This window comes from uncultured Psychroserpens sp. (assembly GCF_947492715.1).
In the GTDB taxonomy this organism is placed as follows: domain Bacteria; phylum Bacteroidota; class Bacteroidia; order Flavobacteriales; family Flavobacteriaceae; genus Psychroserpens.
In genome coordinates this window covers 393,894-413,250 of sequence record NZ_CANLNS010000001.1, presented here as the reverse complement: position 1 = coordinate 413,250, position 19,357 = coordinate 393,894, and the positions used below count along the sequence as shown (strand labels likewise).

Annotated in this window: 19 protein-coding genes; 2 read left to right on the top strand and 17 right to left on the bottom strand. The window is 34.7% G+C overall.

Going from position 1 to position 19,357, the window contains the following annotated elements; all coding sequences use genetic code 11:
• Positions 1–6: 6 nt before the first annotated feature.
• The 7 genes from Q0787_RS01870 to Q0787_RS01840 form a co-directional block, all read right to left on the bottom strand.
• Positions 7–819 (bottom strand): purine-nucleoside phosphorylase, encoded by an 813-nt coding sequence (locus tag Q0787_RS01870; protein ID WP_298900504.1) that lies wholly within the window; start codon positions 817–819, stop codon positions 7–9.
• Positions 812–1,423 carry a TIGR04282 family arsenosugar biosynthesis glycosyltransferase gene (locus Q0787_RS01865; protein ID WP_298900503.1) on the bottom strand — a complete coding sequence of 204 codons (612 nt, stop codon included), beginning with the start codon at positions 1,421–1,423 and terminating at the stop codon, positions 812–814. Before Q0787_RS01865 ends, Q0787_RS01870 begins: the two co-directional genes overlap by 8 nt.
• Complete coding sequence (locus tag Q0787_RS01860; RefSeq protein ID WP_298900501.1) at positions 1,416–1,928, bottom strand: rhodanese-like domain-containing protein; 513 nt, start codon at positions 1,926–1,928, stop codon at positions 1,416–1,418. The genes Q0787_RS01865 and Q0787_RS01860 overlap by 8 nt, the downstream gene beginning before the upstream one ends.
• A 42-nt stretch (positions 1,929–1,970) precedes the next feature.
• Positions 1,971–2,939 (bottom strand): arsenosugar biosynthesis arsenite methyltransferase ArsM, encoded by a 969-nt coding sequence (gene arsM / locus Q0787_RS01855; protein ID WP_298900500.1) that lies wholly within the window; start codon positions 2,937–2,939, stop codon positions 1,971–1,973.
• A gap of 113 nt (positions 2,940–3,052) precedes the next feature.
• Positions 3,053–3,730: a DUF2064 domain-containing protein gene (locus tag Q0787_RS01850; RefSeq protein WP_298900499.1), complete on the bottom strand. Its 678-nt coding sequence runs from the start codon at positions 3,728–3,730 to the stop codon at positions 3,053–3,055.
• Positions 3,731–3,733: 3 nt separating this feature from the next.
• Complete coding sequence (arsS, locus tag Q0787_RS01845) at positions 3,734–4,798, bottom strand: arsenosugar biosynthesis radical SAM (seleno)protein ArsS (protein ID WP_298900498.1); 1,065 nt, start codon at positions 4,796–4,798, stop codon at positions 3,734–3,736.
• 6 nt (positions 4,799–4,804) lie between these two features.
• A complete protein-coding gene (locus Q0787_RS01840) occupies positions 4,805–5,140 on the bottom strand; it encodes an arsenosugar biosynthesis-associated peroxidase-like protein (protein WP_008270413.1) in 336 nt (111 codons plus the stop codon).
• A gap of 180 nt (positions 5,141–5,320) precedes the next feature.
• On the opposite strand from Q0787_RS01840, the gene xdhC reads away from it, so the two are divergent.
• Positions 5,321–6,094 carry a xanthine dehydrogenase accessory protein XdhC gene (gene xdhC, locus Q0787_RS01835; protein ID WP_298900497.1) on the top strand — a complete coding sequence of 258 codons (774 nt, stop codon included), beginning with the start codon at positions 5,321–5,323 and terminating at the stop codon, positions 6,092–6,094.
• Between the two features lie 31 nt (positions 6,095–6,125).
• Here the strand turns inward: xdhC and Q0787_RS01830 are convergent, their stop codons facing one another.
• The 10 genes from Q0787_RS01830 to Q0787_RS01785 are packed head-to-tail and all read right to left on the bottom strand — an operon-like array spanning position 6,126 to position 18,479.
• The gene (locus tag Q0787_RS01830) at positions 6,126–7,559 is read right to left on the bottom strand and encodes a hypothetical protein (protein WP_298900496.1); all 1,434 of its coding nucleotides are present in this window, start codon (positions 7,557–7,559) and stop codon (positions 6,126–6,128) included.
• A 15-nt stretch (positions 7,560–7,574) separates the two neighbouring features.
• A complete protein-coding gene (gene uraD, locus Q0787_RS01825) occupies positions 7,575–8,444 on the bottom strand; it encodes a 2-oxo-4-hydroxy-4-carboxy-5-ureidoimidazoline decarboxylase (RefSeq protein ID WP_298900495.1) in 870 nt (289 codons plus the stop codon).
• A gap of 5 nt (positions 8,445–8,449) precedes the next feature.
• Complete coding sequence (locus tag Q0787_RS01820) at positions 8,450–9,853, bottom strand: urate hydroxylase PuuD (RefSeq protein ID WP_298900494.1); 1,404 nt, start codon at positions 9,851–9,853, stop codon at positions 8,450–8,452.
• Positions 9,854–9,858: 5 nt separating this feature from the next.
• Positions 9,859–10,857, bottom strand: a complete 999-nt coding sequence (alc, locus tag Q0787_RS01815; RefSeq protein ID WP_298900493.1) for an allantoicase — start codon at positions 10,855–10,857, stop codon at positions 9,859–9,861.
• Positions 10,854–12,194 (bottom strand): allantoinase AllB, encoded by a 1,341-nt coding sequence (gene allB, locus Q0787_RS01810; protein WP_298900492.1) that lies wholly within the window; start codon positions 12,192–12,194, stop codon positions 10,854–10,856. Before allB ends, alc begins: the two co-directional genes overlap by 4 nt.
• 3 nt (positions 12,195–12,197) lie before the next feature.
• Entirely contained in the window at positions 12,198–12,767 is a 570-nt protein-coding gene (locus tag Q0787_RS01805; RefSeq protein WP_298900491.1) for a GNAT family N-acetyltransferase, read from the bottom strand.
• A 9-nt stretch (positions 12,768–12,776) separates the two neighbouring features.
• Positions 12,777–15,104: a molybdopterin cofactor-binding domain-containing protein gene (locus tag Q0787_RS01800; protein ID WP_298900490.1), complete on the bottom strand. Its 2,328-nt coding sequence runs from the start codon at positions 15,102–15,104 to the stop codon at positions 12,777–12,779.
• A complete protein-coding gene (locus tag Q0787_RS01795; protein WP_298900489.1) occupies positions 15,097–16,509 on the bottom strand; it encodes an FAD binding domain-containing protein in 1,413 nt (470 codons plus the stop codon). The genes Q0787_RS01800 and Q0787_RS01795 overlap by 8 nt, the downstream gene beginning before the upstream one ends.
• 2 nt (positions 16,510–16,511) lie before the next feature.
• Positions 16,512–16,985 carry a nucleoside deaminase gene (locus Q0787_RS01790; protein ID WP_298900488.1) on the bottom strand — a complete coding sequence of 158 codons (474 nt, stop codon included), beginning with the start codon at positions 16,983–16,985 and terminating at the stop codon, positions 16,512–16,514.
• 39 nt (positions 16,986–17,024) lie between these two features.
• Complete coding sequence (locus tag Q0787_RS01785) at positions 17,025–18,479, bottom strand: membrane dipeptidase (RefSeq protein ID WP_298900486.1); 1,455 nt, start codon at positions 18,477–18,479, stop codon at positions 17,025–17,027.
• A 108-nt stretch (positions 18,480–18,587) separates the two neighbouring features.
• Between Q0787_RS01785 and Q0787_RS01780 the strand changes: the two genes are divergently transcribed.
• Positions 18,588–19,355 (top strand): zinc-dependent peptidase, encoded by a 768-nt coding sequence (locus Q0787_RS01780; protein WP_298900485.1) that lies wholly within the window; start codon positions 18,588–18,590, stop codon positions 19,353–19,355.
• The last annotated feature ends 2 nt before the right edge of the window (positions 19,356–19,357 follow it).

Sequence of the window (19,357 nt, the reverse complement as noted above, 5' to 3'; positions counted from 1 at the left end):
TTTTTATTATAAATCTGTAATTAACGCTTTAAATAGAGTAATCATATCGGGTTCAGCTTTTGCTGCCATGGCAATAATTTCGCCAATATCAACAGGTTTAAGATTATCTGGATCACACTCATCAGTTAATACAGAAATTGCTGCTGCTTTAATATTTAAATGATTGGCGACTATAATTTCAGGCACAGTACTCATACCTACAGCATCTGCACCTATAATTTTAAGCATTCGATACTCGGCTCTTGTTTCTAATTGAGGTCCAACAACACTTGCATAAACACCTTCGTGTAGTTTAATATTATGATGCGTCGCAATCGCTTTAAACTTTGCGTTGATTTCAAGGTTGTAAGGTGCACTCATGTCGGCGAAACGTTCACCTAATTCTTCAACACCTTTAAATGCTAATGGAGAACTTCCCTGTAAATTAATGTGGTCGTCAATAAGCATTAATTCTCCTTTTTTGAATTCTAAATTAATCGCACCTGATGCATTAGAAACTAACAAGGTTTTTATGCCAAGTTTTTCCATAACACGAACAGGGTAAGTAACATCTTGAAGAGAATAGCCTTCATAAACATGGAAACGACCTTGCATTACAACAACCTTTTTTCCTGCGAGCCATCCATAAATTAGTTTTCCTTTATGGAATTCTACTGTGGCTGTTGGAAAGTTTGGTATATGGTTATAACTTACTTCTTGAATGATATCAATTTCATCGGTTAATAATCCAAGACCTGTTCCTAGAATGATTCCAATTTCAGGATTGTCAAACCCTTTTGATTTTAAATAATCTGAAGATTCGGTAATATATTTAATCATGAGTATTATAAAATTGTTTAAGTTGATGGTAATGTTTCATATCATCAAAAGTATCAATATCATTTAATTCTTTTAGTAAATGGACATTACCATTTTGTAAATCTTTTAGCGTGTCTTGACGAACAGTTTCAGTACCCCAATCTTTATTTTTAAAGAGTTTTGGATACATTTTTTTTAAGCCTAGTAAATAATATCCACCATCTTCGGCAGGACCAATAACCACGTCATGATAATCTAACGCAGATGATGCCTCTGCTATGACGCGTTCGTTTAAATCTAATAAATCGCTCCCAATAATAATAACTTTCTTATAACCTAAATTTAAAAGTTCATTAAAAGCATTAAGCATACGCATACCAAGATCACTGCCATTTTGAAGTTTTTTGTTAAAAAAATCATTACTCCAAATATCATTGTAATTAATGCTCTCAGAATAAAAAACATAACGATCAGCTTCAGTTTTTTTAGCAATATTAACTGTATGCTGAAGGAGGTATTTATAAATATCCAAAGCCGATTGATCACCTAATGTTTTGGCCAATCGTGTTTTACATTTGCCTAATTCTGGGTTTCTGGTAAATATTATTAATGCGCTTTCAGTCATTAGTTTTCGGATATACTTTTTTTCCTTTTTTTAACCACTTACCCCAAAAAGGAGAACAAACATGTACACTATCTGTTGTGGCATTTTTTGTGTTGTAAACATCAAAACTGTTGTTCTTCCATTCTATGATACCACCAAAAAGGTTTTTCACGTTGGTATATCCAGCTTTTTTTAACTTATTAGCTATAACTTCAGACCTTACACCCAATGTACAATACACAACTATGGCTTCATCCTTATTAGGAATTTGCTTTTCAACTGTACTTAGTTTAAATGTGTCATATCCAACATAAATAGCATTTTTAAGATGACTTACATTAAACTCATCCTGTTCTCTTGCATCTAAAACTATAGCATTGGTTTTAGGCATAGCCAATTCTTGTACTGAAATATACGGGATGTTATTTTTGTTATAGCGCTTCAACAAATCATCAATAGTTTCTTGAGCGCCTACAAAGGGCATCATGAAACATAATGCAATGAAAAATAAATATGTTTTTTTCATAAATTACGAAGCTACTTTAATTAATAAATTCTGTTTATTTAATTAGCAACAGCCTCCACCATCGTAATGAAAAGTAGACTCACTAATAAAAATATCTTGTCTTCCAAGTTTAGCAAGATCAGACGCTGTTTTATCACAAATTGCTAAAGGCTGATTCTTTAAAAGAACATGACCTTTCTTGTCGTCGAAATAATCGTCTTTACCAAAATAGATAGCTGCTTTTCCAGTAAAAATGCAAGGGCCATCCTCTGGCATTGGATCTTTAATTGCAGCAACTTCTATAGATTCTATATAGATTAATTCATCGGTTGGATAGTCTTCTGGGTTTAAAATTCTATAAGGCTTACGCGCTCTAATTTCAATAGTACCAAAACCTACATCTGTTAACGCTTTTACATAATCTGCAATAGGAAGGCTTCCACTTAAACACAACGCACGCAAGCGGTCGTCATTTCTAAGTGTTTCATTCATTGGTTGCTCACAAGTAGGGTCGCTCATTACCAATCTTCCGTGAGGTTTTAATACACGATACATTTCTTCAATGGCTAGTTTTAAATCTTCTGCTTTAAAAATATTAAAAAGGCAATTTTGAGCAGCCACATCAATACTGTTGTCTTCTACAGGGAGATTAAGGGCATCTCCTTTTTTAAGATCTACATATTCACTTTTAAACCAACTATTTTGTTCTTCGGCAATTTTAAAGTTTTCACGTGAGGCTTCTAACATTTCATCAACAACGTCAACGCCAATTACCCCATGTTTTTGTCGATTAAAATAAGAGAATTGTAACAACTCCATACCACCTCCAACACCAACATAGAGCATTTTTGGGTTATTAGATAAATCTCTTGCATGCACAGTACTACCACAACCATAGTTCATTTCTTGCATAATTCTCGGGATTTTTAATCCTGGTAATTCCCAAATAGGGTTTGTTGTACAACATAATCCAACATCTGGAGTCAAAGCTGCTTCTTTATAAACGTCGTGCGTGGTTTCTAGGTAACTCATAATTCAATTGTATTTTTATTGGGTATTAATCCCAAATTGTATTTATAATTATTTAATCGCTTTTTCTTCGTTAAAAAAGAGCGATATTTTAGTAAGTAAAAGGTTTGATGTTTTTAGAATGAATAAGGAGATCCTTTATTAAAATAAGTGTCTCTACTTAATATTGAAATAAAATGTATTGAAGTGTTATAGATCTTCTTTTCTACTGAAATATACGTATTCAAAAGCTGCTTAATCCATACTGAAATAGCTCTGAAATTATCAATTACAGCTTTTATATCTGAAACGGTATCAATGTCTGACAAGGCTTCTAAATAAGACAATTGTATGTCTTGTAAAAGGACTAATCTTGAAATACTTCGATGTAATCGAGACGTCTGCCATGGTAATTTTAAAAAGGTCTCGGTATTATAATGAGATTGTTTTAATCCCATTAAGTAGAATCCACCGTCTTTTGAAGGACCTAAAACTATATCATTTTGCTCTAAGGCATGTACTGCCTGAAAGATGTGATTTGTTTGTAAATATGGAGTGTCGTTGCCTATAGTAATAACGGCATCAAATCCCTTTTTATACACCGACTCAATAGCATTGGTAAAGCGTTCACCAAATGTTGAGCCCACTTGATTTTTTTCAGAAGAATGAAAATAAGGTAAGCCAGAGCGCTGTACAATCTTTAATGTTTGAGCGTTTAGCGCATCAAATAAAGTTTCCGAAGATTGAAACGGTTTTTTAACGGCTTCAAATTCGGCAGTATTTGCAAAGATTAATATGGCTGTTTTAGTATTCATATATTATGCTACCACACCTTGACAGCTACTTCCTGCACCAGCAGTGCAACCATAGCAATGTTGAGAAATTACAATGTTCCGACCTTCTAATAATTCTTCGTTAAATTCTGAAATATGCTTGGCCTTACTATTTACGGGCAATTCTAGCATTTGATTAAAATCACAATCATATAAATAACCATCCCAACTTACCGAAAGTGTATTGGTACACATAACATTGGCAACAGCTGAAGGGTTGTAAGCATCAACAAGTTGATACATATAATCTTCATAGTTTTCTGAAGCAATTAAATAATCAAGAAATCTTGAAATAGGTAAATTCGTAATGGCAAATAAATTATGAAATTGAATGCCAAAATCTTCCATTAAGGCTTTTTTGAAATCTTTTTCCATGGCCATTTGGTCACCAGGTAAGAATGCACCAGAAGGATTATAAACTAAATCTAGTCGTAAATCGCTGTCAGGCATACCATAACCAACGGCATTTAATTCTTGCAATGCTTTTATCGATTTGTCAAAAACACCATCACCACGTTGTTTGTCTGTTTTTCCACGTGTCCAATGTGGCATAGAACTCACAACATGAACATTGTGTTTTTTAAAGAAATCAGGTAAGTCGTAATATTTTTTATTGGCACGAATGATTGTTAAATTAGATCGTACAATAAAATCTTTAATACCAACTTTAGCAGCTTCTTCTACGAACCATCTAAAATCTGGGTTCATCTCAGGAGCACCTCCAGTTAAATCTAAAGTATGAGCTCCAGAATTTTTTATGACGTTTAAGCATTGTTGCATGGTCTCACGCGTCATTATTTCTTTACGATCTGGTCCAGCATCAACATGACAATGTTCGCAAACTTGATTACACATATAACCAACGTTAATCTGTAAAATTTCAAGTTTTTTAGCTTTTAAAGGAAACTGACTTGTTTCTGAAATTTTATCTTTAAATGTAGGTAACTCTCCATTTTGGAAAATTCCATTAGACAAAATTTCTAACTGTCTATTACTTTGCGCTAGGTCGCTTCCTTTCTTTTTTAAGGATTGGGTTTTTAATTTCGTCATCTGCAATTAGCCGTCTAGTTTATTTACTTTATTCATCATTTGCACACCATGTACAAGAGTTGCGCCACTTTTAATCGCAGCTCCAACATGAATGGCTTCCATCATTTCTTCTTTTGTAACACCTCTTTGCAAGCCATCTTTTGTATAGGCGTCAATACAATATGGGCATTGCTCTGTATGAGCAACAGCTAGGGCAATCAAAGACTTTTCGCGAGCTGAGAGTGCACCTTCTTCAAAAACTTTTCCGTAATATTCAAAGAATTTATTACCTAATTCTTCGCTCCACTCTGTGATTTTTCCAAATTTCCTTAAATCTGCTGGATCGTAATATGTTTTTGACATGTTATAAAATTTCAAAGGGTTATTGTACTGTACTTAAAAATAGATGCCGAATTTTAGTCGCTATTAATTATCAAACTTAACAGAAAATTTAGCAGAATGCTAATTTATTTTTGAAGACCACATCTAAATATGGTTTACTCTAAAAAAGTCTTACTTTTAGAGCCTCCTTTTAATTAGAAAATGAAGAACTGGATTGCATTATTATCAGTGTTTAAAGAGCGACAAGAGCCCATTGCTTTGGTAACCGTTACTAAGTGCTTAGGGTCAACACCTTGTGAGGTTGGTTCTCGAATGATTATTACCAAGGATAATGTTGTTCATGGTACTATAGGAGGTGGGAAATTGGAGTTCTTGGCTATCGATGAAGCCATTAATGCTCTACGCGAGAATAAAATTATCGAATCGAGTTACACCTTAGGGCCTGAGTTTGAACAATGCTGTGGAGGAAAAGTTGAATTTATTATAGAACCTATGAATCAATCACCAGAATTATTTTTATTTGGAGCAGGACATATTGGACATGAAATTGCCAAGATATTAGTAGATACACCTTTTGAAGTTCATCTTATTGATTCGCGACATAATTGGTTTGAGCATTCAACTTTGGATAAAAGTATTCATCTAAAACAAGTTAATATTGACGATTTCAAGACGTTTAGAGATGTAGTAAAATGGGGAAAGAATTGTTATGTATTAATATTAACACATGATCATTCTATAGATTTTGAGATTATTGCTATGGCTTTGCAACATAAAACAAAGTTTTTGGGCTTAATAGGTAGTAAAACTAAACGTGTTCGCTTCAATAATATGCTTATTAAAGATATGAATATAAAAGAAGGTATGAGTAATGTGGTGTGCCCAATAGGATTACAAGTTGGAGGTAATACACCTAAAGAAATAGCAATAAGTGTTGCTGCTCAGTTATTACAAGTGCATTACAACAATGAGTAATAATATCATTTTGTAATGCACTCGTACTATATTACTTCAATTTTGCACGCCTGTCTTTTAAAATTTTCGCAAACGATCGCGTTCTAATCTCATCTAAAGTTAAACCTGTAGCCAAAACTTCATCTATAGAAATAGCGCCGCTATTTAAAGCCTTTAAAAAGTAATTTAAGAGACCTTGTCCCGTCGCTGCATCGTCAAATGTATCACCAATTAATGTGGCTTGAGCTGCTTTTTCGACGAAGGTTTTTAAACGTAAAACGGCATCATCATAGCTTTCTAGAAAAAAGGCATAAACAGCTGTATATCGCATTGGTAATTGCGCTGGGTTTAAATCCCAACCTTGGTATAAACCTTTGTATAGAGAATGACGAATATGTCCATAACCCTTAAGCCAAGCACGATGCACAACGTCTTTGTTTTCTTGCTCTTGTTCTTCGCTTAAGTCACCACGATGAGGTCCAATAGGCATTGTGTTAGTAGCGCCATCAGATAACCATATTCCTGTATGGGCTAAGGCTACTTTAGTGGTGTAATGTGCATAATCACAAACGTCATGATCCATCTCCTGGTAAGATGCAGTAATATTGTTAGAAGCTGTGTAATCATAAGTTCCAAAGTGGGTGGCAATACATCTACCCTTGCTAGCAGCGATAAATCTAAATAACGGATTTGTTCCATTATGATCCATAATGGACTGCGTGGTTTCTACCATCATTTCCATTTTTAGAGTGCCAGATTCTAAGTTAAAAACACCCTCTATAACTTCAAAAAAGGAAACTAAGGCTATGATTTGCTCAGGAATAGTCACTTTAGGCAACATCACCACAAAATTATCTGGTAGTTTTCCGTTAGTTTTAGTAAGTAGTGTTGTTAAGAATAAATCGAGTGTTCTTTGGCCACGGTGTTTTAATTCTTCAGTGAATGGTTTGATACGTATACCAATAAATGGCGAAAGCGTGTTGTCTTTCATACCTTGTGCGACTTGCTCAGCTGCAAAAATAGCAGTTTCATCTTCTTCTTTATCAGAACGATTTCCAAAGCCATCTTCAAAATCAATTCTGAAATCTTCAACACCTTCACGCTCTAACTTAGCAATAACCTTCTGATAGATTCTATATGAAAATCCAGCAGGATGTTGTTTTAATTCATCTGGCGTTAATCCTTCTAGTTTTTTAATGAGTTTTTCTTGCTTTTTAGCCTTTGAAGGCAATTTTTTATTTCCTTTTAACTTAAAGGCTTTTCCAAATTCGATAAAATTAGGAGCATAATGCAATAGTGAATTTAAAGCAATACTACCCAGAACCTGAGTGGTGTTAGACTTAAAAAGATTTGCGCCACCATAAACTGTATGAATGGGCTGCCTGTCTTCTCTATCACCACGATAAATATTATTAAATGTCAGGTTAGCTGTTTTTAAATCGTCAAAAATATGTGCTTTTTTATCTTCTGAAATACTTAAATTCATAATAAATGTTTAATACTAACTCCCTCTGTAAGTTGAATACCCAAAAGGATTAATTAATAATGGAATATGATAATGACTACCATCGGTAACTTCAAATTGTATTGAAGCCTCAGGATAAAAGCCATTTTGATTATTGTTTTTATAATAGTTACCTGTGTTAAAGGTCATCGTATAAATGCCAGGAATTAAAAATCTACCAGGTGGTAACACATCTGAAATACGACCATCATTGTTAGTGATACCTATACTCATAGGTTTCCATTGATTATCACGTAAACCTTTTAGCGCGATGAGCATATGGCTTGCAGGAATACCAATAGATGTATCTAAGGCGTGTGTTGTTAAATGACTCGTTAAATTAGCATTCTGAGGAACACTTTCTATAAGTTTCGCCAAACGAATTGCTGTGATTTTATGTTGTTCATTCATTGCAACATAAATTTCATCATCCGGCTTATGATCCAATCTCGCATTTATGATGGCTAACATTTCTTCGGCAGATTTTCCACTAGCGCTTACTATGAAAATATATCCATACTTGTTTTCATAATCTTCATTAGCTTTAGCCAATGCTTCAATGACGTCTAAACTAGCTTCAGATACTTTAGATTGTTCGTTTCCAGCCCAAGCTGAAGTGTGCGCAAATTTTTCTTTTAAACTGTCTATATTTCCAATTTTTGGATGACCAGTAAAGGCTTCTTTAAAATCATCTATAGAACAGTGGTTGTACCAAATTGAAGCCGCTGTTTCAATAAGTTCATTTTCCGAAGAAAAGGGTCTGCTTTGGAGCATTTTATTAACCCAAGTTTTAGAAACGCAACATTGTTCTAGTTTAGAAAATGCTTCCTGATCTGAAAGTGAATTAAGTTGATTTAGTGTTATCATAATCTTTATTTTGGTGCGCCTTGATTGATCCAACAATTTATCATATCGCGTTCTTCTTGTGTCATACCAGTTTGATTGTTGTTAAACGGCATATTTTTACTCACTACTACACGTTGGAAGATTTTGTCTCGCAAACTATAAATCTGTTCAGCTGTATCATATTTTACACCATTAGGCGCTACTTTCCAAACGGCATCTGTTGGGTTTGATGAATGGCAAGTAGTACACCTGTTGTTAATAATAGTTTGAACTTCTGTAAAGGAAACAATTTCTTGGCAGTTTTCATACTTTGGAGGTGTTGGAGCGGTCATAAAGGCAACGCCAAACAAAATAACTACTGCAATTGGCATGATCCAAACAGAAAGCTCCCCCTTTTCTCTAAGATTTAAATAATGTTTTACGCCAGCAGTTCCTAGGGTGATGCCAATAAGCACGATCCATTGATAAGTGTTTCCAAAAGTACTGGGAAAATGATTGCTAATCATTACAAACAATACAGGAAGTGTAAAGTAATTATTAGTATAAGAACGTAGAAATGCCGCTTTACCATCAGCAGGATTGGGCATTTGTCCTTTTTTCGCAGCAGCCACCATGCGTTTCTGTCCGGGAATAATGACAAAAAATACGTTTGCTGCCATCAAAGTTCCAAGAAAAGCTCCAAAATGAATATATGCTGCACGACCACTAAATACTTGTGCATAAAACCATGCAAACAAAAATACCAATGCTGTTATTGCCAAAGTAAATACGACCTTATTATTGCTAAGTCGTTTACAAATTTGATCATATAATATCCAGCCAATAATTAAAGAACTAATGCTAATTATTATCGCTGTAGATGGTAAAATATCTAATACTTCTGGATCAATTAAATACGAGGTTGCATTAAAATAATAGACGATAGAGAGTAAACAAAATCCAGATAACCAAGTAAAGTAAGCCTCATATTTAAACCAGTGCAAGTGCTTAGGTATTTTTTTAGGAGCCAATTTGTATTTTTCAACATAATAAAAACCGCCACCATGAACAGCCCAAAGATTACCGGCTAACTCGTCTCTTACATTTTCTGTTCTATTCAAGGCATTTTCTAAGAATACAAAATAAAAAGAAGCACCAATCCAAGCAATACCAAAGGTGATATGGATTAATCGAACACTTAAATTTAGCCACTCGAAAAAGTGGCTTTCATAAATAGTTCCTTTTAGGAACATATATAAAATGCCTATACCTCCAATAGAAGCTATAACGATTAGAGCATAAAACCAATTTTGAGATGTTTGAATAGCGTCTGCCTTCTCATCGTTTCCTTCGGCTTTTAACACTTTAATTGAATGACGTAGTTTATAAGTAACAGCTACTATTACCGAAAAAATAACAAGCCAAGCTATAAGTATAATTACTTCAATCATTTAATTTATTTAATGGTTCCAAAAATACGCAACCTACTAATGCCTCCATCAGGATATATTTTCAATTTAACATGTGTAATAGGCTGTTCGGTTTTCAAAATTTCTTTTTCGAAATGATGTTCACGATCAGCTCCAAGTTTTTGTTGAGGTAACAACGGTTTCCATTTATGACTACCACTCAAAACATCGGCATCATTAGTACATGAGCATACGTCAATGGCACAAGAATCTGGGTAATTACCTTTAAAATGTTTCGTGTCGACAATAATTTTATGAATTATTCCAGAATGACCTAGCTTTAAGATTACAAAATCTTCGTTATTAGGTGTGCGATTACGCTTTGTTTCCCAACCATCTCCCATGTTTTTTCCTGTGGTTGGAGAAATAAGATTATCCATAATACTGAAAAACATATCATTACAATGTAATGCTTTTCCACAGTTGTTAACTAACACTAAATCAATTAATTCTTCAGAATTCACTTTGGACCAATCTTTATAAACCTCTCCAAATACTCTAAATCGCGCAACTCCGCCATCTGGATAAATATGTAGACGAACATGTGTGAAGACTTTTTCTGAGTTAATTTCAAAAAAATGTTGACTCCCTGGATCTAAAGGCGATTTTGGAAGCACTTCTTCCCAAGTTAAATCATCGGCCTGACTCCAATCTGAAATATCCTCATCCAAATATATGGCTTCAACAGAAGCATAAGGCGGGTGATTTCCTAAAAAGTGATTAGTGTCAATATCGAAACCTCTAATTTTTCCTTCAGCGCCTAATTTTAAAATGGCCCAATCGTGACCCAAAGTACGTTTACGTCTTGATTCCCAGCCGTCCATCCATTTTCCGCGATCTGTATATTTATCGGCAATAAAAATGCCTCGGCCTTCTTTAATTAGGTTTTCTTTTTCAGCAAAAAAATCGTCAGTACAGTATAGTACTTGACCTCCAATTTTCTCTGATGCAAGATCTGTGTATTGTTTTAATCGTTCTTCTATCATGTATCTTTTAATAATATTTTTCCTTGATTAAGTGTTTTGAGTTTTGAGTTTTCAACGACGTGAACACCATTAACAAATGTATGAATTACTTTTCCAAAAACCCTGTGGTTTAAGTAGGGAGTTGCTTTGTGTTTGTGTTCGATACTAGCTTCGGAAATGGTAAATTGTTGGGTATCATCCCAAACAGTAATATCTGCATCTAAACCAGGTGCTAATGTTCCTTTTTTCTGATTAATTCCTAAAAATTCTGAAGGCTTTCGTGTAATTAATGGAATTAATTTTTCTAACTGTAACCCTCTTTTTTGTCCTTCTGAAAATAGGATAGGTAGTGTAAATTGTAATCCAGAAATTCCACCCCAAGCCTTAAAAAAATCACCGCTTTCTAGTTGTTTACGCTCAGGTGGAGCAGGAGAGTGGTCTGATCCTAAAAAGCTAAAACCATTATCAAGTAAAAAATCCCATAGCTTGTCATTATTTGCACCTTCTCGTATTGGTGGAGCACATTTATAAATTGGAGATTCATCAGGAATCGTCTCTGCATTAAAGAATAAGTAATGCGGACATGTTTCAACGGTTAACTTATTAGTTTCGTTTAAACGTTCTTTAATAGGTTCAATGCCCTTAGAAGCAGAGAGATGTACAATGTGTACTTTGATGTCAAACTTTTTTTGAAGATCTAAAGCTAATGCGATAGCATTGGTCTCCCAGTGCTGAGGCCTAGAGTTTAAATAGCTTTGATAGCTTTTAGTGTTTGTGACTTCTGGAACCTTGGTGTCTGTTAATTCACAATGTAACAGTAAAGGAATATCGTGTGTTTTTAAAACAGGAGCAATTGCTTCTAAATCTAGTTTAGTGACGTTAGGAAACTCATCAATTCCTGAAGGTGTTAAAAATCCTTTAATCCCAAAAACTCCGGCATTTATAAGACCTTCTATGTCATTTTTATTTGTTGGTATTGTGCCGCCGTAGAAGCCACAATTTACATGAAGTTTATTTTTTGATGATTCTAATTTTTGATGAAGCGCATTTATATTTGTTGTTACAGGGCTTGCATTCAATGGCATCTCAATAAGGGTTGTTACGCCTCCAACAGCTGCTGCCTTTGTGGCTGTGTCAAAACCTTCCCAGCTTTCTCTTCCAGGTTCGTTGATGTGAACATGTGCATCAATTATTCCTGGCATTACTATGAGATTTTGGTAATCTAAAAATGGAATAGATGCACTAGTGTGATAACCTTTCTTGATATCAAGAATTTTCTGATTTTTAATGTGGATGGTAGCCTCTTGAAAAGCATCAAGTAGAAAGCAGCGTTTACTGTATATTAAAAATTCTGTCATTAATTATGTAATATCTGATTGTAACAAACAGTAAATCTCACTGTCTAAAAAGCGACCATCATAATAAAAGTTCTCTCTAAAACGGGCTTCTAGCTTAAAACCAAATTTGAGCAACAGCGCTTTAGAATTGTCATTTTCTATATTAACATTGGCCTCAAGGCTATGCAAATTTAAATCACGAAACCCAAAACGAATCAATGTATCGAAGGTTTCTCTCATATAGCCTTTACCCCAAAAATTGGGATGTAAAATATAACCAATTTCTCCTCTAGAATTATGTTTGTCAATTTTCCAGATACCGAAATCACCAATCAATTGATGGCTCTCTTTGTCTACAATAGCCCATGTAATACCTTTTGTTTCTTTAAATGCGGCGTGGTATCCTTTAATTCTCTTTTCGGTGTCTTCGATTTTTACTGGTATTTCGGTGTCCATATATTTAGAAACAGCTTTATGGCTTCTCATAAATAAAAGTGTTTCGGCATACTCTAGTTTGTATTTTGTAAAATAGAGTCGTTCACTCTCAAGCTCAGGAAAAGTATCAAAGATGTTTTCGTTTATTTGAGTGTCCATCGCGTTAATTTATTTGTTTTCGTATAAGCTCATAAGCACCTTTTCTGGTGTCATAGGTGCATGAAATTTTAAATCGTATTTAGGGTTAAATGCTCTTATGGCATTTTGAAGCGCAAAGTATGCTCCTATACCATACATTAAGGGCGGTTCACCTACGGCTTTCGACTTTAAAATTGCTAATTCATGTCCGTCCGTTTTTACAGGGAGGACTTCAACTTCTTTAGGAACAGAAAACAAATCTGGAATCTTATAGGTTGATAGCGCATTTGATAGTAAACGCCCTTCATCATTGTATGCGATTTCCTCCATAGTCATCCAACCAATTCCTTGAGCGAGAGCCCCTTCAACTTGTCCAAGGTCAATACCTTCACTCATACTTTTTCCATAATCATGAACAATCTTAACAGCATCAAACTCGTAAGTTCCACGAGTACAATCTACTGTAACGATAATAATGGCCGTTCCATAAACATGGTAAGCAAAAGGATGCCCTTTTTCTTTAGTTTTATCAAAGTGGATTTCTGGCGTAGCATAATGCGCATTTTCTGTCAAAGCAACACGTTTTAACATCGTTTTGCTAATGAGTTCTGTCCAAGATAAATTTGACTTTTCGCCATGTGTATAGACATACTCATCCTTTAATTGTATGTGTTCTTCTGAAATGTTCAAATCTTCTGAAGCCACACTTATTAAACGTTTAAGGAGAGTCTTGCACGCTTTTAAAGTTGCTTTTCCATTTAAATCGGCCGTTGAACTGGCAGCAGAAGGAGACGTGTTGGCAACTCTTGTTGTATTTGTAGTTTCGATTTTAATTTTTTCTATTGGAATAGAAAATACCTCTGAAGCAATTTGCATCATTTTAGTGTTTACACCTTGACCCATTTCAACAGCTGCAGTGCTAATTCCAATACTGCCATCGAGATAAATATGTACCAGTGCACGTGCGTGATTCATAGGTGTATTGGTAAATGAAATACCAAAGGTGATTGGCATCAAGGCTAATCCCTTTTTAAAGTTAGAATTATTGGCATTGAATGTTTCTACTTCTTGTTCTAAAAGGGTGATGTTGAATAGTTCTGTAGCAGAACTCCATGTATTTTTAGCCTCTACTTTTTTTGCCACTTGACCATAAGAAAATGTGTCATTTTCATCTAACAAATTTGCTTCTTGAATAACTCTTGCAGGTACGCCAATTTCACTGGCAGCTTTGGCAATTGCAGATTCGATAACAAACATACCTTGTGGTCCTCCAAATCCTCTAAAAGCTGTATTTGGCGGTAAGTTGGTCTTGCAACTGATTACGGTAGTTTTAACATGTGGCACAAAATAACTATTCGTAGCATGAAATAATGTACGTTCTGCAATAGCTGGAGATAAATCGGCAGCTGCTCCTGAGTTTTGTAAGAACTCAACTTCATAAGCCATGATCTTTAAATCTTTAGATAAGCCTATTTTATAAGTGCTCTCATAGGGATGACGCTTTCCAGTCATTCTTAGATCATCATGGCGATTTAGAATTAATTTTACAGACTGATTTAAATGAAAGGTTGCCAGAGCCGTCATTACTGCCCAAGGTGTTGCCTGATCTTCTTTGCCTCCAAAACCACCACCAAGTCTGGTGACATCTACTTCTATTTTATGCATAGCTACTCCTAAAACCTGAGCTATTGTTTTCTGTACAGCTGTTGGTCCTTGGGTTGATGAGGTGATTTTTATGTTTCCATTTTCTAGGGGTTCAGCATACGCTCCCTGAGCTTCGATGTACAAATGTTCTTGTCCGTTAGAAAATGTTTCACCTTCAAAAACATATTCACAATCTTTGAAAGCCTTTTCAGAATCACCTAAACTAAAAGATCTAGGTGCGTTGATAAAACTTCCTTTTGCCTTAGCCTGTTTTGCAGTAGTAATTACTGGTAATTCTTCAATATCGATTTCAATTAAGGCTCTAGCTTTTCTAGCAATGAATTCAGACTCGGCAACAATTAAAGCAATTGGCATTCCCCAAAAATGGATGTCATCTTCTGCAAATAATGGTTCATCTGGAATAATACCTCCAATTTGATTTTTTCCAGGAATGTCTTTGTAAGTAAAAATGCGTTCAACACCTTCTAAGGCTTCAGCTTTAGAATAGTCTATATGTTTTATGTGGCCATGTGCTTTTGGTGCATCAAAAACAACTGCATGAAATGTGCCTTGTCTTATATTAACATCATCAACATATAATGACTCACCACGAACATGAGTAAACGAATCTAAGTTTTTAATGCTCTGTTTTATAGATAAAGAAACAGCATCTAATTTAGCATCTAATATGGGATTTGATTTGTGTTTATGCATGCTCTATAAAATCATTTATTGTGAATGTCTCAGGGAAAAGCGTGGTGAAATGAGCAAAAAATAATTGTCTTGCCAATAAGCGTTTATAATCACTTGAACCACGAACGTCACTTATTGGTGAGATTTCATCTTGAAGTACTTTACTAGCTTTAATTATAGTCTCTGGAGACAACGATTTTCCTATTAAGAATTGAGATGTATTGTGCAAATATTTGGGAATGGCTGCGACACCTCCTATAGAAATATGTGTTTCTGTAAAGTTGTTATTATCTACAGACATATGGATAGCAGAATTGACACTAGCAATATCTAAATGTGTACGTTTGCAAACTTTCTCAAAATTAAAAATAGACCCGTTTGATGGCAATTTGAAACGAATGGCTTTCAATAGTTCGCCTTCTTTTAAATCGAAGTTCTTATAGCCATGATAGAATTTTTTAAGAGGGAGTGAGCGCTCGTTTCCGTTGTAATCCATTATTTCAATATCACTGTTAAGCGCTAAAAAGAAAATGGTCATATCTCCAATAGGAGAGGCGTTAACCAAATTTCCCCCAAAAGATGCCATGTTTCTTATTTGTTCTGAAGACACTAATTTCAAATGCTTTTTAAGGTTAGGGAAATAAGTGTTTACTTCTTGGTGATTCCATAAATCTGAAACCGTTGAATTTGTGCCAATCGTACAAATACCATTTTCTATGGAAATACCTTTTAGGAAGTTTTTTCTAGCAATAAGATGTACAGGATTGTCTGTTAAGTAATCGGCTTGTTGTACATACAAATCTGTACCACCTGAAACAAATTTCCCTTCAGACTGCTCCTTGTCTTTAACTTCTAGATCTTGAAGCCGTTTAGTAATCGTTTTAAAATAGTCCGGAATAAATCCGTTTTCTATGAGCCAATTGAAATCTGAATCTGTTTTGTAGTTTTTCAAAGTTTCAACCATTTGTTGTGTTGCTTTTTCAATGGCTTTGTAGCCCGTACATCTACATATATTTCCACTAATGGCATTAAGAGCATTAGTATAATTTTTTTCAGAATTAGAAAGGGCAAAACCCGTAAGTGCAACTACAAATCCTGGGGTGCAAAATCCACATTGAGTGGCGTAATTTGCCTTCATCGCCTCTTGAGCAGTCGTTAATTTGTTTTGAAGATTTGTACCTTCAACTGTTACAATATGTTTACCATGAACATTTCCTAAAGGAGAAATACATGACGTAATACTTTGATAGTCTATATGGTCATTTTCTAGTGTGCCAACTAAAACAGTACAAGCACCACAATCACCTTCACGACAACCAATTTTAGTTCCCGTTAGACGCTGTTCATAGCGAACAAAGTCTAATAGTGTCATACCAGAATGTTCTGAGGTACTTATCGTTTTGTTATTAAGAATAAAGGTGATCATTATTAATATTCGGTTTTGTCTTCTTTTTTAGTCCATTCTTGAAATGGTTCTAAGGCAATCTCGCGAGCCAATTGTTTAAATGGAATGCTTCTTTCAGAATAAGGTAATGGAATTTCCTTATAAATAAAGGCATCATCAAAACCTATGTTTGCGGCATCTATTTGGTTACTTCCATAATATACTTTATCTGGTCGTGCCCAATAGATAGCTCCTAAACACATTGGGCAAGGCTCGCATGAGGTATACACTTCACAGCCTTCTAGTTGAAATGAATCAAGATTTTTACAAGCGTCTCTAATGGCTGTTACTTCGGCGTGAGCAGTTGGGTCATTGGTTGAAGTGACCTTATTGTTACCTCGCCCAACAATTTTTCCGTCTTTAACAATGACGCATCCAAATGGACCTCCTTCGTTGTTATTCATTCCTTTTAAGGCAGCATTTACTGCTTCTTTCATGAATTTTTCTTTATCTGTCATATATGTCGTTTTCTGTTTTTCTTCGGAAGAATTGAAACTCTAATTAAAGTGTTGTTTCAAAAATTCGTTAGCATTTATAAATAGCACACGATCGATGATTTCATTAGCCGAAATTTGATTTCGAGCTTGCAGTTTTGAAGCATTTGCATTGAGATAATCTTGTGCTTTTTCAATAAGATAGGGTTTAATATCTTTTATGTTTTCGGCAGTCCATAGTCCTTTTATCGGGTTTACAATACCATCAAAATCTGATCCTATTGCTACTGTTTCCCAACAAAATAAACCATTTTTATCTAAAAGCTCTGCAATATGCTGGAGTTGTCTCCAGATTAATTCGGATTTGTTTCTGTAACGTCTTTTTTTACTTGGCCAATAAATTCTCGAACTTCTAATTGCTTTTTTACTAGCAACGCGACGTTCATCTAACTGCAATCCAAAAATACCTTTTGATTTTGCAATACGCAAGATTTCTGAATCATAAAAATTAATATCATCTTCTCTAAAGTATCTGCTTAATGACGTATCTGAGGTGTTAGGTTCTGAAATTGAGCGTTTTCCATTGGCAGCGCCGTGACTTACAATGATAGGAATGTCTTGATCTGAGTAGGTGGTTTCTAGCAAATTGTAATATGTGCTTCGAGACGCTTTACTCATATGTTTAATGTCTATAAGGATGCGCTTTCCTTCGGAATTGTCAAGCAGTTTATCAATAACTTTTAAACCAAGATCTGTAACATCTGCGTTGAGTCCACGATTTTGGTTTTTCTTTATCAATCCGATATTGATGCTTCTGGCATGGCCGCAAATTTCATTATAAAAATGATGAGCTAAGGTCAAAAAAAATGGTTTATGGTCCCAATTTTTTACGGTGTCGATATTATTTAATACCGTCGCTTCATTAGCGGTGTCTTTATCCTTATCGAGTCCAGTTTCAAAGGCATGACCACCTTCTATTGTAGGCACTAGGCTTATGATTTTTCTGGTATCGGTTGAGGTGTTCTTGTGAGTTGAAATTTCAGTATAATTACTAACCAAACGATACGTATAGGTAACGCCATCTATGACTTGAGCGAAATTATGCCGTTGCATATAATAGTTGTATTCGTCATTTAAATCCTGAAAATAACTGTTATGATTCCTGAGGTTGTCAATACGTTTTTGACTAACACCTGCCGCTAAGTTTACAAGCAAATCTGAGACGAATTTGAAACCTAATATTTTCTCTTTGAGAAAGTGTTTTTCAAATGGATATAATGAAATAACCATAATATCGCATTTAGATTTAGCAATTGCTGTAACATCGGTTTGCGTGAATTTAGTAAGTGTTAATATTTTATTGACTTGGCGCTCGAGGAAATTTGGCGGGCTATAATGCCAAATAGAGTTTTTACGACCACTGTGTTGGGCGTTTTGTTTTGTTGGGTTGTACTTAAAACTCTTTCCAAAAGGTTTTAATGAGGGATGACAGTGTAAATCTATATATGACATGCTCATTTTGAATTGGTTATATACTGAAAAGATATAGATTTTTTATCAGATTTTAGATGAATTCTCTTCAAAATGATTAGTTTAGAATCCTAAATTAAATTTCAATCTACTTGTATGCTCTATTTTATAATCTTTATAGCTCTTTTAGTTTTTGTTGGATATGTATTTTACAAAATGAATTCTAAAAAGGCAGAGCGGTTTCCATCACATTGGCATTCCATTTTATTAGAGGAAGTAAAATTTTATAAAAACCTTGATCTAAAGGAACAGCGACGTTTTCAAGATAGAATGATGCAGTTTTTAAGTGAGGTTTATATTGATAGTGTTGATGTTGAACTTGTGGAGTTAGACAAGATTTTAATCGCCGCAAGTGCAGTAATTCCAGTGTTTGCGTTTAAAGAATGGTATTATCCTACTGTGAGTGGCATTATTCTATATCCTGATAATTTTAATGAGGATTTTGAGTTTTCTCATAAGAGCAAATCAAGGCGAATTGCTGGTGTTGTTGGAACTGGGCGTTTGGAAGGTAAAATGATTCTTTCTAAAAAAGCCTTATACCATGGATTTAAAAATTCGAATGATAAGCGCAATACTGCTATTCATGAGTTTGTACATCTCATTGATAAAATGGATGATAAAATTGATGGCGTCCCAGAGATATTAATGGAAAACAGTTATGCGATTCCATGGTTGAAATTGGTACATGATGAAATGGAGGCTATTAATAAGGATAAATCTGATATTAGAGCATATGGAGGTACCAAGCAATCCGAATTTTTTGCTGTTGCTTCAGAGTATTTTTTTGAAAACCCAAAACTTATGAAACGCAAGCATCCAGAATTATATAAGATGATGGCTTCATGTTTTCGTGTTAAGGTGTAATG

Excerpts from the sequence above, each read along its gene's own strand:
- Q0787_RS01870 (WP_298900504.1), bottom strand. The coding sequence starts at position 819 with ATGATTAAATATATTACCGAATCTTCAGATTATTTAAAATCAAAAGGG.
- Q0787_RS01865 (WP_298900503.1), bottom strand. The coding sequence starts at position 1,423 with ATGACTGAAAGCGCATTAATAATATTTACCAGAAACCCAGAATTAGGC.
- Q0787_RS01860 (WP_298900501.1), bottom strand. The coding sequence starts at position 1,928 with ATGAAAAAAACATATTTATTTTTCATTGCATTATGTTTCATGATGCCC.
- arsM (WP_298900500.1), bottom strand. The coding sequence starts at position 2,939 with ATGAGTTACCTAGAAACCACGCACGACGTTTATAAAGAAGCAGCTTTG.
- Q0787_RS01850 (WP_298900499.1), bottom strand. The coding sequence starts at position 3,730 with ATGAATACTAAAACAGCCATATTAATCTTTGCAAATACTGCCGAATTT.
- arsS (WP_298900498.1), bottom strand. The coding sequence starts at position 4,798 with ATGACGAAATTAAAAACCCAATCCTTAAAAAAGAAAGGAAGCGACCTA.
- Q0787_RS01840 (WP_008270413.1), bottom strand. The coding sequence starts at position 5,140 with ATGTCAAAAACATATTACGATCCAGCAGATTTAAGGAAATTTGGAAAA.
- xdhC (WP_298900497.1), top strand. The coding sequence starts at position 5,321 with ATGAAGAACTGGATTGCATTATTATCAGTGTTTAAAGAGCGACAAGAG.
- Q0787_RS01830 (WP_298900496.1), bottom strand. The coding sequence starts at position 7,559 with ATGAATTTAAGTATTTCAGAAGATAAAAAAGCACATATTTTTGACGAT.
- uraD (WP_298900495.1), bottom strand. The coding sequence starts at position 8,444 with ATGATAACACTAAATCAACTTAATTCACTTTCAGATCAGGAAGCATTT.
- Q0787_RS01820 (WP_298900494.1), bottom strand. The coding sequence starts at position 9,853 with ATGATTGAAGTAATTATACTTATAGCTTGGCTTGTTATTTTTTCGGTA.
- alc (WP_298900493.1), bottom strand. The coding sequence starts at position 10,857 with ATGATAGAAGAACGATTAAAACAATACACAGATCTTGCATCAGAGAAA.
- allB (WP_298900492.1), bottom strand. The coding sequence starts at position 12,194 with ATGACAGAATTTTTAATATACAGTAAACGCTGCTTTCTACTTGATGCT.
- Q0787_RS01805 (WP_298900491.1), bottom strand. The coding sequence starts at position 12,767 with ATGGACACTCAAATAAACGAAAACATCTTTGATACTTTTCCTGAGCTT.
- Q0787_RS01800 (WP_298900490.1), bottom strand. The coding sequence starts at position 15,104 with ATGCATAAACACAAATCAAATCCCATATTAGATGCTAAATTAGATGCT.
- Q0787_RS01795 (WP_298900489.1), bottom strand. The coding sequence starts at position 16,509 with ATGATCACCTTTATTCTTAATAACAAAACGATAAGTACCTCAGAACAT.
- Q0787_RS01790 (WP_298900488.1), bottom strand. The coding sequence starts at position 16,985 with ATGACAGATAAAGAAAAATTCATGAAAGAAGCAGTAAATGCTGCCTTA.
- Q0787_RS01785 (WP_298900486.1), bottom strand. The coding sequence starts at position 18,479 with ATGAGCATGTCATATATAGATTTACACTGTCATCCCTCATTAAAACCT.
- Q0787_RS01780 (WP_298900485.1), top strand. The coding sequence starts at position 18,588 with ATGCTCTATTTTATAATCTTTATAGCTCTTTTAGTTTTTGTTGGATAT.